The sequence below is a fragment of the Saccharicrinis sp. 156 genome (assembly GCF_050589685.1).
Lineage (GTDB): Bacteria > Bacteroidota > Bacteroidia > Bacteroidales > Marinilabiliaceae > Saccharicrinis.
Window position 1 is genome coordinate 122,234 of record NZ_JBNGOS010000008.1, and the last position, 13,600, is coordinate 135,833.

At 40.3% G+C, this 13,600-nt stretch carries 14 protein-coding genes; 3 read left to right on the forward strand and 11 right to left on the reverse strand.

Annotated features, from left to right (window positions below; translation table 11 throughout):
* Positions 1-125: 125 nt before the first annotated feature.
* Complete coding sequence (locus tag ACRD64_RS06670) at positions 126-1,007, forward strand: NAD kinase (RefSeq protein WP_430932478.1); 882 nt, start codon at positions 126-128, stop codon at positions 1,005-1,007.
* Positions 1,008-1,164: 157 nt separating this feature from the next.
* Here the strand turns inward: ACRD64_RS06670 and ACRD64_RS06675 are convergent, their stop codons facing one another.
* Together ACRD64_RS06675 and ACRD64_RS06680 are read right to left on the reverse strand one after the other, a co-directional pair.
* Positions 1,165-1,470, reverse strand: a complete 306-nt coding sequence (locus tag ACRD64_RS06675; protein ID WP_430932479.1) for a protealysin inhibitor emfourin — start codon at positions 1,468-1,470, stop codon at positions 1,165-1,167.
* 84 nt (positions 1,471-1,554) lie between these two features.
* Positions 1,555-2,664, reverse strand: a complete 1,110-nt coding sequence (locus ACRD64_RS06680) for a M4 family metallopeptidase (protein ID WP_430932480.1) — start codon at positions 2,662-2,664, stop codon at positions 1,555-1,557.
* 297 nt (positions 2,665-2,961) lie between these two features.
* On the opposite strand from ACRD64_RS06680, the gene ACRD64_RS06685 reads away from it, so the two are divergent.
* Together ACRD64_RS06685 and ACRD64_RS06690 are read left to right on the forward strand one after the other, a co-directional pair.
* Positions 2,962-4,284 carry an OmpA family protein gene (locus ACRD64_RS06685; protein WP_430932481.1) on the forward strand — a complete coding sequence of 441 codons (1,323 nt, stop codon included), beginning with the start codon at positions 2,962-2,964 and terminating at the stop codon, positions 4,282-4,284.
* Positions 4,285-4,294: 10 nt separating this feature from the next.
* Positions 4,295-5,608 (forward strand): OmpA family protein, encoded by a 1,314-nt coding sequence (locus ACRD64_RS06690; RefSeq protein WP_430932482.1) that lies wholly within the window; start codon positions 4,295-4,297, stop codon positions 5,606-5,608.
* 72 nt (positions 5,609-5,680) lie between these two features.
* Here ACRD64_RS06690 and ACRD64_RS06695 read toward each other — a convergent pair whose 3' ends face one another.
* From ACRD64_RS06695 to amaB, 9 genes are all read right to left on the reverse strand, one after another.
* Positions 5,681-6,232: a DUF4924 family protein gene (locus tag ACRD64_RS06695; RefSeq protein WP_430932483.1), complete on the reverse strand. Its 552-nt coding sequence runs from the start codon at positions 6,230-6,232 to the stop codon at positions 5,681-5,683.
* 125 nt (positions 6,233-6,357) lie between these two features.
* A complete protein-coding gene (locus tag ACRD64_RS06700) occupies positions 6,358-6,750 on the reverse strand; it encodes an RNA-binding S4 domain-containing protein (RefSeq protein ID WP_430932484.1) in 393 nt (130 codons plus the stop codon).
* A gap of 4 nt (positions 6,751-6,754) precedes the next feature.
* The gene (gene pth / locus ACRD64_RS06705) at positions 6,755-7,318 is read right to left on the reverse strand and encodes an aminoacyl-tRNA hydrolase (RefSeq protein WP_430932485.1); all 564 of its coding nucleotides are present in this window, start codon (positions 7,316-7,318) and stop codon (positions 6,755-6,757) included.
* 140 nt (positions 7,319-7,458) lie between these two features.
* Positions 7,459-8,055 (reverse strand): 50S ribosomal protein L25/general stress protein Ctc, encoded by a 597-nt coding sequence (locus tag ACRD64_RS06710; RefSeq protein ID WP_430932486.1) that lies wholly within the window; start codon positions 8,053-8,055, stop codon positions 7,459-7,461.
* Positions 8,056-8,271: 216 nt separating this feature from the next.
* On the reverse strand, positions 8,272-9,210 hold the full coding sequence (locus ACRD64_RS06715) for a ribose-phosphate pyrophosphokinase (RefSeq protein WP_430932487.1): 939 nt from the start codon (positions 9,208-9,210) through the stop codon (positions 8,272-8,274).
* Between the two features lie 146 nt (positions 9,211-9,356).
* Positions 9,357-9,953 (reverse strand): ribosome biogenesis GTP-binding protein YihA/YsxC, encoded by a 597-nt coding sequence (gene yihA, locus ACRD64_RS06720; RefSeq protein ID WP_430932488.1) that lies wholly within the window; start codon positions 9,951-9,953, stop codon positions 9,357-9,359.
* Between the two features lie 55 nt (positions 9,954-10,008).
* Positions 10,009-10,749, reverse strand: a complete 741-nt coding sequence (locus ACRD64_RS06725; RefSeq protein ID WP_430932489.1) for a GNAT family N-acetyltransferase — start codon at positions 10,747-10,749, stop codon at positions 10,009-10,011.
* The gene (locus ACRD64_RS06730; RefSeq protein WP_430932490.1) at positions 10,746-11,288 is read right to left on the reverse strand and encodes a dihydrofolate reductase family protein; all 543 of its coding nucleotides are present in this window, start codon (positions 11,286-11,288) and stop codon (positions 10,746-10,748) included. Before ACRD64_RS06730 ends, ACRD64_RS06725 begins: the two co-directional genes overlap by 4 nt.
* Before the next feature lie 564 nt (positions 11,289-11,852).
* On the reverse strand, positions 11,853-13,439 hold the full coding sequence (amaB, locus tag ACRD64_RS06735) for an L-piperidine-6-carboxylate dehydrogenase (RefSeq protein ID WP_430932491.1): 1,587 nt from the start codon (positions 13,437-13,439) through the stop codon (positions 11,853-11,855).
* Positions 13,440-13,600 lie beyond the last annotated feature (161 nt).

Below are 13,600 nucleotides of genomic sequence, written 5' to 3' on the forward strand. Positions count from 1 at the left end.
CTGAATTTTATGGTTCAACTGGGATTTATTGCTATGAATGGAGCGCAACCGCTATTAAAAGCAAGCTAATTTTGCTTTGCTGCCCTACTGTAGTTACATTTGCTTTTGCAATAAATTATAAAGCGATGAGGATAGCCATTTTTGGAAAACAGTTTTCGGAACTCTTTAGGGAAAGTTGCAGCAACTTGTTCCGTAAGCTGCATCAACACGGAACAGAAATCATTATTTACAAGCCATTTTATACGTTTTTGGTAGGTAATATTGATGTTAAACCAATGGTGGATGGTTATTTTGAAAACCGAAAGGATCTGGTGGATATTGATTTATTCGTGTGTATTGGAGGTGATGGAACCATGTTAGAAGCAGTTACTTTTATACGTGACTCAGGTATTCCAATAGTGGGGATCAATAGCGGTCGGCTGGGATTCCTGGCTGATATTGGCCAAGAGGAAATTGAAAGTGCCATAGAACATATCTTTGCGGGAAATTACCAGTTAAATTCGCTGGACCTGCTACAGCTCAAAACGGAAAACAACTTGTTTGGCGATATGAATTTTGCACTGAACGAGCTTGCTGTGCATCGTCGCGACAGTGCATCAATGATTACGATACATGCCTACTTGAATGGAGAGTTTCTCAATTCCTATTGGGCTGATGGACTTATCGTTTCCACAGCAATTGGTTCAACGGCATATTCCCTAAGTGTTGGTGGCCCAATTATTCATCCCAAATCACAAAGTCTGGTAATTACCCCTATTGCCCCGCACAACCTTACCGTTAGGCCCATCGTAGTGCCCAACGATATGATTATCACATTAAAAGTTGAAGGTCGCGCCGATAAGTATTTGGCGACCTTGGATTCGCGCAGCCGTATCTTTGAAGTCGGTTTGGAGTTAAATATCCGAAAAGCGGATTTCAACGTCAATGTGATTGACCTGCCCGGAATCAATTTTAATTCAACGCTCCGCAATAAACTAATGTGGGGAGCCGATAAAAGGAATTATTGATGGGTCATAAAAGGTCGTTTTTATGAATAACTTCTGCTTCCTGCTCGCTTCATGCCACCAAATTACTAGGCGTTGAAACTGGAATTTGGGTTTAAATACTCATTTGAATGTGTGGGGTTACTGTTTACATTATTCTTAATCCGAAAACAACATTACCTTATTTTTTTCTGGCTTTCCGGTTTAAAAAATTAAAAATGGATATTAAGTCCTTGGGTAAATTGGATTCTGAGAAAGTAAATGCGTGCGCATGTTTTCCTTTAACCGTTAAAACATATTGAAATTGATCGGGGTAAGCATCCGTTTCAGGCACTCCCGAAGAACCATCAGCATTGGTTAATTCTAACCAATTAATAAAGTTGCTGCGAAGCTCTTCGGGCAGCTCGTCACTGTTTAGTTCGCAACTAATAGTTTGCCCCATAAGGCCGCCCGAACGTTCGTAAATAATTTTATAATTGTCTGCCATTTAAAACAAATTAATTGATGGAAGTTTCAGCATTTCATACCAAATATTAAAAGCTCATTGCTATATTAGAAAGGATCAATCATTCTATTTACCAAGAAAACGACTTAAACAGCCTCTGTTCTCCTCAAGTTTTATGGGCAGTCCAACCCCAGCCCATGCGTTTTTCACCGCTATTTGCTCGGCGCTATCGTTACCATATAAATCACCTGCTACTTCATAGGTTAGTTTTGCGGCATCTTCAAACTTTGATGTTTGCTTTAGTTTATCTTTTAAAGTAACATACCATATCCTACCTGCTTTTTCCCAGGCATGACCGCCAATTTCCATCGCAGCCAAATAAAAAGCCTTGTTGGGAATTCCCGAGTTGATATGAACACCACCATTGTCGCGGGTAGTATCTACATAATCGTCCATATGTCCCGGTTGTGGGTCCTTGCCGATAGTGGGATCATCGTACGCAGTTCCAGGATCTTTCATGGAGCGTATTCCAACCCCGTTTACGTTGGGTGTTAGCAAGCCTTCACCAATAATCCAGTCGGCATCAGCAGCAGTTTGGTTTTTTTCCCGTTGTTTAACGAGCGAACCAAAAACATCTGAAAAAGATTCGTTTAAAGCTCCTGCTTGCCCTTGGTAAACCAAGTTGGCTTCGTACTGGGTTACACCGTGCGTGAGTTCATGTCCAATAATATCTATGGCAATTGTAAAGCGGTTAAATATACGGTCTTCTTCGGGCAAATCTTCGTCACCTTCGCCATATACCATCTGTGTTCCATTCCAAAAGGCATTGTCGTAACCACTGATATACCGTACTGTCGATATCAGATCCATCCCATTGTTATCGATAGAGTTCCGGCCAAAAACCTGATCGTATAAATCGTATGTGGCTCCTGCGCCATCGTAGGCCTCATCTACTTGTGCATCACCAGTGGCAGCATCTCCCTCGCTACGTGCCAAAACGCCGGGCAGAGTATTCAGGTTCTGGGCATCATAAACCAAACGGTTTTTATCGCCTTGCGTGGCTTGTGGCGTTAGACTTATGTCTGCAAAAGACTGGCGCTGCCCTCTCATTTGTCCGGCAAAAGCAATGGTGTTTTTGGCTTTTTCTTTTTGCTTTTCGGAGCCTTTGTCCAAAATACGTTCTAAAACATATGGTGGTACCGCGCAAAGAATGGAATGATAGTTCGATTGACACATATTAGTTGTTTTATATTAAATTCTTAATTTAAGGAATATGCACGAGGAGGTCAATAGTGAAAGCATTTAATTAAGCGGGTTTATTTTTGAGAAGAAACTAGATTGGGACGAATATGGTGTATCATATATGAATATACTTAATTATCATGAACATTGCTTTTAGCAAAAATACCTCCATGTCTGTCATCATTTATTCCTTTCTTATGGAAAAAATATAACCTTTAATAAAACGGGAGCATGATTTTATGTGATTAATTATAGCTTTATCAGTATTTTGCCAATCAGATAATATGATGTATGAAATTCTCTAAATATACCCTTGCTTTTGCTATACTATATATTATAAGTACAAGTATGGCACTGGCTCAAATCGATTTTAGCAATCTTACCGAAGAACAGATCTATCGAAAACAAAATAAATATAATACCTGGTCGGTTACGTTAGGTTACGGACCTGTATTCTTTTATACCGATGTGATAGATTATACTGTTTTTCCAAAAAGCGACTATAGGTTTGCCCCTACGGTTATTGTATCCAAACAATGGGGAAGAGCCTGGGGTTTAGAAGCCCAGTTTCTTGGAGGTAGTATGTATGGAGAAAAAAACAACCGATATTTTAAGGGAAGCTTTCGCGATTATTCCTTGAACCTTCGTTTTAGTATAAATCAGTTAGTGGCTTTTGGCCCATTGGGCGATAAGTGGGATTTGTACGGTAAGGTAGGCCTTGGTATTAACGCTTTTAGAAGTAGGTTGCGCAGGTTGGATGACGACAGCTTTATGCTGGTGAACGACGTACATAAGAATCTGGGAGGGTATCCAAACCCGCCGGGGTGGGACGATGATGATTATTTGGTGGTAGGATATGACCGGCAATACCCAACGGATAAAACTGGCAGGGAAACCGAACTGGTGGTGCCTATTGGTGTTGGTGCCCAATACAGGATTAATAAAAGTTTCGATTTAGGGGTGGAGATGACCATGCGAAATCTTACTGCTGATAACTTTGATGTGAATCTTACCGGTGCAGATAACGATACCTATATGCATACTTCGTTTTCTGTGACCTATAAAATTGGTAAGAAGAATAAACGTCACGCTCGATGGACCTATAAAGATTTTAACCTGGCCTACGAAGCCCAGCGTGCTTCGGATCCTTTAGCTATTAGGCTCGACTCCTTGAAAAGCGAGTTGGACAGGTTGGCCGGTCTGGACTCAATCATAACAACTAAGTCTTATCAGAAATTTGAACAAGTAATTTATGAAGAAGGTGTTTCCGCTTCGGTGTTCTTCGATTTTGATAGGTCGGATATTAAAAAGAGCGAACACAGGCAATTGGCAAGAGTAGCAAGAGCGTTAAAACGCGACAAGTCAATAAGCATGGTAATAGCGGGGTATTGCGATGACAGAGGAAGTTACGAATACAATTTAAAACTAAGTGAGCGCAGGTGTAATGCCGTTTTAAAGGCCATGGTCACAGATTTCGGTATCGATTCGTCGCGATTTAGGTTGGATCCCAAAGGGGAGTCGGAATTGCTATCAGATACCCAAAATATGAATATAAAAGGTCTGCACATGGCCAATAGAAGGGTAGATCTATTGATGATTGTTAACGAGGAATAAATTAAACCCAATGATAAATATACCGAAAGGCATCATCTTAAGTGTTTTGGGTTTGGTTTGGATAACTTTGGCCAAGGCCCAATTTACTACGGATGGACGATTGATTCAGGAACACATGCGGTATTCCAGCGAAAAAGCTTTTAATCGTTGGGATATTATGATTGGATATGGGCCAAATATTCTATTCACAGATTTTACCGAATACGCTTTGTTTCCCGATGACAAATGGCATTTTAGCCCCACTGTTGCATTGAGTTATCAGTTGGTTCCCGCACTGGCATTCGATTTTAGGTATATGCAAGGGGATATTAAAGGGCAAGGAATCCATCATTATTTTAAAGGGAATTTTGCGGAATATACAGGAAGTGCGAGATTCTACATTAACCAAATGTTATCCAATCCCGGACCGGTGAATGATAAATGGAATTTCTATTTTAATGTAGGTTTCGGGGTTCAGGCTTTTAGAAACCGAATTTACAAAAACGAAGATGATCAGGTGTTACATGCCAATGATATTGAAGGCAGTACTTATGAAGGTTATTTTGTTTTGGGTTACGATTCGAATAACCCTGATAAAAAGATAAGCAGAGCCACTGAACTTGTTTTACCCGCCGGAATTGGGGTGCTGTATCGTATAAACCGTAGTTTTGATATAGGTGTGGAAAGTACTATTCATTTTGGACTCGAAGATAATTTAGACGGTGTTTTATCAGGTGCAACCAACGACAACTATTGGCATACTACTTTTAATGTAAGCTATAAAATCGGTAAAAAAGACAAACGACACAGCAAATGGACATACAGAACTTACGGATTTAATATTTTCGGAAAGAAAAGGAAAGATCCTCTGGAGGACGAAGTAAATAAGTTTGAGCGGATGGTGCAACAACAAGCCGGAATATTGAGGTTGCAAGTAGATTCTGTAATTACCGAAGAGAAAAACACAAAAATTTATTCGGCCGATAATATATTCCCCATTTATTTTATGCCAGGGGGGTCTACGTTTAAGGATTACGAAAATCAGATCACGATGGCTCAAATAGCGGTTTTGCTCCGTAAGCATGCCGACTGGACACTAGAGGTAATTGGATACGCCGATTCAGCGGAAAACAATCCGATGTTTATAAGTCAGAAAAGAGCAGAAACCGTGAAACGCTACCTGATGGAGCATTATGGTGTGGCCGATGAGCATATTAAAGTGGTGGCTAAAGGAGATGCCGAACAGCTAAGCACCGATGACATTAAGAAAAAGACAGGTCTTATCCATGTGGATAGGAGGGCGGATATTGTACTGATAAAACAAAAGTTAAATCTCAGTGAGTAGTATTTGATTCGTGGTCCTCAGTCAGCAGTCTGATGAAATATTTGACTGCCAAACTGATGACTGTTGACCGAACTACTCCGGGCTTTGCGTTTTTTCCTTGTCTTGTTCCTCGTGATATTTACCTCCCAAAAAAGCGAGGAAGCTACTAAAAGCTTTAATGGCTTCTTCCGTACCTTTCGAAATTTCTTTCCCCTGCAATTTAAGCAAGAATTTACTGTAGATGCCTGTTAGGCAGAGCTCAATCTCGTTGTTGAGTGTTTTGCCCGTTTTTTCGTCAAATTCGTTAATGAAGGGGAGGGTCGCATTGTAAATATGACGGTAGGCTATTTCTTTCGGATCATTTAGTAGTTCGCGATGCAACCGGTCCAAATCTTTCACCAAATTGGTAATTACCTGTAGGTGACCCTTTTCTTTGATTTGTTCCAGCGTCATCATTTCAACCAGGTTGTCGTACCAGTCAATACATTCTTGCAAGGTGTCGCCACTCAAATTATATTGGGGAATAATCCCTTGTTTAATGGCTTCGATATTGAATTGATATGCACGAATCAAATCCTCAACTTGCCACATGTACAATATGTACTCTACAATGTTGCTGTGACGTTTTTCTTTAGCTATAATCATTTTTTCAGGAATCAGTTATCAGTAATCGGTTATCAGTAATCGGTGGTTGGTATATAGTTCAACAGTCGATGCTTATTAGTATTTTACTACTACTTACTTTCTTTTGAAAGGAAAGCTTTCGTCTATTAAAAATCCCAGTCGTCTTCTTCTTCCATCTTATCCAGGTCGCGCCGGTCTTTTTTGGTAGGGCGGCCAAGGCCTTTTCTTCGGCCCATAGAATTAGCCAGGCGGGTTAGTTCCAGCAGTTCTATTTGATCTTTTGCTGTTACCTCTTCCATAAAATCAGGCACTAGTTTAGCACCCATTCTTTTGCCGGTAATAGTCAGCACTTTAAATGAGCGGGTGATAGGAGGGAACTTTACGTCGATAACTATGCCCACTTTGACCAACCTTGAGTTTTTTACGGGAAGACCACCAATGAGAACGCGTCCTTTTTTTATGGCTTCGGCAGCTACACTCCTGGTTTTAAAAACCCTCACGGCCCATAAATATTTATCTACCCTAACACTTTCGTCCATGGTATTACTTTTTATTGAATTGATTCATGGTTCTGGCGGCACCAATGGTGGCAAATCCTTTAATCATTTTTATGGCTATATCAATTCCTTCATGCAGGCCGGCCAGCTCCTCACTGCTCCATTTTCCCAGCACATAGTCAATCTGCTTTCCCCGGCTAAAATTATCGCCAATTCCAAATCGGATTCTATTATAATTGCTATGTCCAAAAATATCCTGGATGTTTTTTAAACCGTTGTGGCCGGCATCACTTCCCTTTTGCCGCATCCGTATCGATCCAAACGGCAATGCAAGATCATCGACAATAACAAGCAGGTTTTCCGGTTTAATCTTTTCCTGCTGCATCCAGTACCTAATGGCTTTGCCACTCAAATTCACATAGGTGCTGGGTTTGAGGAGGATAAGAGTTTTTCCTTTGAATTTGTATTCTGTTACCGCACCGTAGCGTAAGTTCTCAAATGTTAGGTTTTCTTGCTTTGCAAGTTCGTTTAACACATTAAAACCTATATTGTGACGGGTGTCTTCGTATTCCGAACCGATATTACCCAACCCAACTATTAAATACTTCATGGGATCAATTTTCGAGGGCTTATTACTAAACAATAATTTTTTTAAATAGAACCACATACGGTATGTTTTGCTGTGGCAATAATACAAAAAGCCTCCATATTACCATAATATGGAGGCTGATTATATGCTTAAAATACGTTTTACTCTTCTGCTGCTTCTGCTTCTTCTCCACCTGGAGTCTGTGCAGCACGAGCGGCACGGGTAAGTTTAACGGCGGCAACAACCGAGTTTTTAGCATTTAATAACTCAAGGTTTTCGAACGCCAAAGCACCCACCTTTACAGAATCACCCAGCTTAAGGTGGTCGATATTGATGTTTAAAGTATCGGGTAAGTTGGCCGGTAAAGCCTTTACACGTAGTTTACGTTGAACAAGAGACAATTGTCCCCCAGCCCTAACACCTTCTGCAAAACCGTTGAGTTTTACAGGGATTTCAATAATAACAGGCTTGTCTTCGAAGATTTGTAAGAAATCAACGTGTTGAATTTTGTCGCTTACCGGATGGTATTGGATGTCTTGAAGAATAGCTTCAACTTTTTCTCCATCAATGTCTAAACTGATGATGTAAACATTTGGTGTGTAAACCAAACCTTTTAGTTGTTTTTCTTCGATTACGAAGTGTGCTACTTCTTTTCCTCCATAAAGTACTCCGGGTACTTTTCCTTCTTTACGAAGCTCTTTGGTTGCTTTTTTACCAATTACTTCTCTTTTTGAACTTTTTAATTCAATTTTTTGCATCTTTCTAATTTTTTGTGCTACTCAAAATAAATCACTGGTAATGAACAGGTTTACTCCCCATCACACTTTTTTGCCAAAGGCGGCTGCAAAGGTAAAAAAATAAACCCACATTTTATTCATAATCTATTAAAATTTAATGAACAATGTGGGTTTGTGCGTTCACAGATACTGACTTCCACAATTAAAGGGAGCTTGTATCCAGGATGTTTTTACCTGTTAAATCAAAAACTGATTACTGATTGATTTATAATAGTACACTTTTTCTATGGTATCTGCCAAAAGTTCCGCTATGGACAATACTTTAATTTTTTCCGATTCCTGACGTAACGGTATAGAGTCCGTTACAAACAGTTCTTCCAATGCCGAATTGTCAATGTTGTCATAGGCGTTTCCGGATAGTACCGGGTGGGTAGCAAAAGCTCTTACACTTAAAGCGCCATCTTCCTTCATCATGTCAGCTGCTTTCGTCAGGGTGCCGGCCGTATCAATCATATCGTCTACGATAATCACATTTTTGCCTTTTACATCACCGATGATTCTCATTTCGCTAATAACGTTCGCTTTGGCTCTCGACTTATGGCATATTACCATTGGGGCCCCTAAGAACTTTGCATAGGTGTTGGCTCTCTTGCTACCGCCCACGTCTGGAGATGCAATAACAAGATTTTCCAGATTCATACCTTTTATATGCGGCAAGAAGATGGAGGATGCGTACAAGTGATCTACAGGAAGGTTAAAGAATCCTTGAATCTGATCGGCATGTAGATCCATCGTAATCAAACGGTCGATACCTGCAGCGGTAAGCATATCCGCAGCCAATTTGGCGCCGACAGAAACACGAGGCTGGTCTTTCCTGTCCTGACGGGCCAACCCAAAATAAGGTATAACAGCAACCACCTTGTAGGCAGACGCTCTTTTGGCGGCATCGATCATCATTAGCAATTCCAGCAAGTTATCTGCAGGCGGGAAAGTGGATTGAATGAGGAAAACATGCGACCCTCGAATTGTTTCCTGAAAAGCCACAGCAAATTCTCCGTCGCTAAAATTTAATTTTTTAATGTTCCCAAGATCCCTTCCGGAATAGTGACTAATCTTTTCGGTTACGTAACGGGACGATGATCCCGAAAAAATTTTAATGGGCGCTTTTGGTGGCATCGTAAATAGTTGTTTTTCTGTTTATTATTAAAAAGACGCTGCAAAGATAAAAAATCATGACTGAATTTATCGTTGCCCGACCATAATTTAATATGTTTCCTTATCTTGAAGCCAGGGTTAGATTTGTGGTTGCAGCTCTATTCACCTTACCATTGTTCATTTACCTGGTCGATAAAATTTAGAATCTCATCTTTACCCTCAGCTTTTTCAGCCGAAGTGATGAATATTTGCGGTAATTCTTCCCATTCCTCCAACAAGGCGTTTTTAAAACTTTCGATGTTTTTTTCTTTTTCCGAAGGTTTTAACTTATCCATTTTTGTAAAGACTATTACAAATGGGATCCCCCAAATACCCATCTGATGCATAAACTCCAAATCTATTTTTTGAGGATTATGCCGGCTATCCACCAATACAAAAAGACACATTAAGTTGGAACGGTGACGAAGGTAATTATCAATTAAAAGTTTAAATTCCTTGCGCTGTGTCTTTGATACCTTGGCATATCCATAGCCTGGTAAATCCACCAAATACCATTTGTCGTTTATGGTAAAGTGGTTAATCAACTGTGTCTTGCCAGGAGTGGACGAAGTTTTGGCCAAGGAATTTTTATTGCATAACATGTTAATTAATGAAGATTTACCCACGTTTGATCTGCCTATGAACGCGTACTCGGGTTTGTCTGCTTCGGGGCATTGACTGGCTTTGGAACTTGAAGTAAGGAACTCAGCTTTTGTAATTTGCATTTTTGTTTGCAAAGGTAAGTTACAATATCTAAAAAGTATGCCTTTTGTGTCGCTTTTAAATTTTTCTGAACAAATTATCGGTTATACTAACCTTGTAGGTTTCTAAATCGCCATATCCTTTAAAACCTAGCTTTAAATAAACAGGTTCTCCTGCCTTTGAGGCATGAAGCACACAAAAATCGCAATCATTATTTTTAGCGATTTGTATTAAGTATTGTGTCATACTTTTAGCGATTCCCATTTTTCTACTATTCGGTATGGTACCAATCATGTGCAATCCTGCAAGTTTTCCTGAATCAAAAAAGATACCACCGCACCCAAGGTAATGGCTGTCCGACACGTAATTGTAAAGTTGTATTTTTAAGTTGTCATTGCAGATGGCATGCACAATTTCACCATCTACATTATAACCAAAAGCTAACGATGCGGTCTGGGCAAATTTATCAGCGTCCTGTTTGGTCTTCACCTGAACAATGTTTGGGTCTGGAGTAGTATGCCGATTATATGACTTTAAGTTTAATGCCATATTCTTTTGTCCGGATATTAGTTCTGTTTGAGGGTTTTCGTTTAGATTATTTGGTTGGGGCATGGTTACGAGGTTTGGCAATTTTCCCTGGTGTATTTTTTTAAGAATATCTGAAAAATCAGCTTTAGGGGACACGTCAAATATTCTTTTGGGCCAATCGGAACCTGAAACAGCCACAGCCTTCAATTCATCCCGGACCATGAACAAATTTGACTGGATTCCTATGTAGGACCAGAATTCGTAAAGGTTATTTATAATCAAGTGATTCATCTTTTTCTTGTATAGGTATCCTGGGTTATCGCATTTAAAAACACTTCTGATTTAACGTGATTAAACAACATGGGGTTTGGCAATTCCGAAAATAACGGTGTGCCGCCTCCAATTAATATGGGAAGGGTTGTCAGAATCATTTCGTCAATTAAATCCTCTTTTAGAAAACCCTGAACTGTGTTGCCCCCATCGATATAAAGTTTATGGTATCCTTGTTTGTTTAATTGCGTAACAATTTCGTTTGGTGCACCTTTCACCAATTCTACATGTTCCGTATATCCCACGGGAATTTTTTTTAAAGTATGGGATGCAACAAAAACAGGTAAATGGTATGGCCATGGAATATTAAAACTCAACACCTTTTCAAAAGTTGTTCTTCCCATGATTATAGCATCAATTTTATGAATAAAATCAACATATCCTAAATCTTTACCCTCCGGATTGGGAACTGTATTTTCCAACCAATCAATTCCGCCATTTATATCGGCAATATAACCATCCAAACTTTTTGCTATAAACACGTAATTTTTGTTTTCCATGTTTTGTATCGTTTTTTACAAAGAAAGGGTTTTTGACAGAAAAGGGTTCAGGGTTTTATCATTTTACAAATTTACGCCATCTTCAGAACACCATCTTCAGCACTTGTTTGTAACGAAGCCATAAGTGAATTTCTAATCTAGTTCAATTACCTGCCGGACTTTATGTGCCAATATTTTTTTACTTGAAATACCTTGGGTTGTAACCCATAGGTGTTCGTAAACCATAAACTAAGGAGTTTATAATGAGAATGATCGTTCAGTTTGCTTTCTTTCCCTTTACGAAGTCACTATGGAGTTCAACAATACCTTTAAAAAGAACAAACTAGGTGTTGATGAATAACTGCTTTGCATTTCCAGGAATTCCACATGAAAACAATGTTCTATTATGTAGCTCTAATGCAAAATCCGGGTTACATTAAAATAGATTTACATGGTAATATCTATTTATGAGACATTAATTAGGTTTTCCAGCACCCATGTATAATCTCAGGGCTATCAAAGTTGGATAACCGGTGTGATATTAGGAAATGTATGCAGTTGCATTTCGTAAATGATACTGGATTCTTACAACTCAAACTTAATGCCTTGTGCCAGAGGTAAATTTTTGCTCCAGTTGATGGTGTTTGTTTGTCGGCGCATGTAGGCTTTCCATGCATCCGAACCGGACTCGCGTCCACCGCCGGTTTCCTTTTCGCCGCCAAAGGCACCGCCAATCTCGGCACCTGATGTTCCAATGTTTACATTGGCTATGCCACAATCACTTCCTACACCCGAGATAAACGCTTCGCATTCCTGTACGTCTCTGCTAAAAATGGAAGAAGACAATCCCTGCGGGACATCATTATGCATGGCAATGGCTTCATTGAACCTTTCGTATTTCATCACATACAAAACAGGCACAAAAGATTCGTGCTGAACAATGGGCAGATGGTTTTCCGCCTGTATAATGGTGGGCAATACATAATGGCCTTTATCGGGTATGCCGGATGTTATCAACTTGTTCCCAAATAAAACTGTGCATCGTTGCTCTTGGGCTGCTTTGATCGTGTTTTTGTAAATCTCAACCGCTCCAATATCAATAAGGGGTCCTACCAACATTTTCTCATCCAGGGGGTTCCCTACTTTGTTTTCAACTTGTCGGTATGCTTTTTTCAGCATGTCAATTACCACAGTGTAAATACTTTGGTGGATAATTAGGCGGCGAGTGGAGGTGCAACGTTGCCCGGTAGTGCCTACGGAACCAAATACAATAGCCGGGATGGCCAATTGCAAATCGGCTGTTTGTGTTACGATAATGGCATTGTTTCCACCCAATTCCGCAATAGTTCTGCCCAGGCGGGCGCCTACCTTTTCGCTTACTTTTTTACCTACCCGGGTCGACCCTGTAACCGATATCAGCGAAACTCTTTTGTCCTCGGCCATCAAGTCGCCAATTTCGGATGATGGTGCAATAATTAGGTTTAATACGCTCTCGGGAACATGGTTTTCCTTCAGCACTTTTTCCAGAACCTTGTGAACAGCTATGGCACAAAGGGGTACTTTTGAACTTGGTTTCCAGATGCAAACATCGCCGCATACCAATGCGATCATGGCGTTCCAGGCCCAAACTGCCATGGGAAAATTAAAGGCTGAAATGATACCGACAATGCCCAGTGGATGATATTGGTCGAGCAAGCGGTGGCCGGGGCGTTCGCTTTGCATGGTGAAACCATACAACTGTCGCGACAACCCTACGGCAAAATCGCAGATGTCGATCATTTCCTGGACTTCACCGAGTCCTTCCTGGTATATCTTGCCCATTTCCAAGGATATTAGCTTGCCTAAATTTTCCTTTTGGTGGCGTAACGCATTCCCCATCTGCCTGACAATTTCACCACGTTTGGGAGCTGGTATTGTTCGCCAGCTATTAAAGGCATGTGATGCATTGTCAACAAGGTTGATGTAGTCCGAAGAGGTGGCCTGATGAACTTTTGCAATAGGATGACCATCGATGGGCGAATGTGATGTTAGAAGCTGCCCATCTGTTTTAACCCACTTGGAGCCTGTGCATAAACCCATATTGTCGGTTTTAAGGCCGAGTTGTTTCAACATTTCCGGAATACCGAAATCCTGTTTGTGGTGTGAACGATATTTTAAATAAAATTGTGGCATAGTAATATTTTTTATCTGATTAGATCGATAATTCAATTTACGGCTTTTTTTTAAGAGATGAGCCCACCTAATTCATATATTTTCCAGGATATAAATGTTGATGCGCGTTAAGCCTTTAATTGCTATGCGCCTGCGCCGAAGCTTCTAGTGCAAGCATAAGG

Excerpts from the sequence above, each read along its gene's own strand:
- ACRD64_RS06695 (WP_430932483.1), bottom strand. The coding sequence starts at position 6,232 with ATGATTATAGCTAAAGAAAAACGTCACAGCAACATTGTAGAGTACATA.
- ACRD64_RS06685 (WP_430932481.1), top strand. The coding sequence starts at position 2,962 with ATGAAATTCTCTAAATATACCCTTGCTTTTGCTATACTATATATTATA.
- ACRD64_RS06710 (WP_430932486.1), bottom strand. The coding sequence starts at position 8,055 with ATGCAAAAAATTGAATTAAAAAGTTCAAAAAGAGAAGTAATTGGTAAA.
- ACRD64_RS06690 (WP_430932482.1), top strand. The coding sequence starts at position 4,295 with ATGATAAATATACCGAAAGGCATCATCTTAAGTGTTTTGGGTTTGGTT.
- ACRD64_RS06670 (WP_430932478.1), top strand. The coding sequence starts at position 126 with ATGAGGATAGCCATTTTTGGAAAACAGTTTTCGGAACTCTTTAGGGAA.
- ACRD64_RS06725 (WP_430932489.1), bottom strand. The coding sequence starts at position 10,749 with ATGAATCACTTGATTATAAATAACCTTTACGAATTCTGGTCCTACATA.
- pth (WP_430932485.1), bottom strand. The coding sequence starts at position 7,318 with ATGAAGTATTTAATAGTTGGGTTGGGTAATATCGGTTCGGAATACGAA.
- yihA (WP_430932488.1), bottom strand. The coding sequence starts at position 9,953 with ATGCAAATTACAAAAGCTGAGTTCCTTACTTCAAGTTCCAAAGCCAGT.
- ACRD64_RS06675 (WP_430932479.1), bottom strand. The coding sequence starts at position 1,470 with ATGGCAGACAATTATAAAATTATTTACGAACGTTCGGGCGGCCTTATG.
- amaB (WP_430932491.1), bottom strand. The coding sequence starts at position 13,439 with ATGCCACAATTTTATTTAAAATATCGTTCACACCACAAACAGGATTTC.
- ACRD64_RS06715 (WP_430932487.1), bottom strand. The coding sequence starts at position 9,210 with ATGCCACCAAAAGCGCCCATTAAAATTTTTTCGGGATCATCGTCCCGT.
- ACRD64_RS06700 (WP_430932484.1), bottom strand. The coding sequence starts at position 6,750 with ATGGACGAAAGTGTTAGGGTAGATAAATATTTATGGGCCGTGAGGGTT.
- ACRD64_RS06680 (WP_430932480.1), bottom strand. The coding sequence starts at position 2,664 with ATGTGTCAATCGAACTATCATTCCATTCTTTGCGCGGTACCACCATAT.
- ACRD64_RS06730 (WP_430932490.1), bottom strand. The coding sequence starts at position 11,288 with ATGGAAAACAAAAATTACGTGTTTATAGCAAAAAGTTTGGATGGTTAT.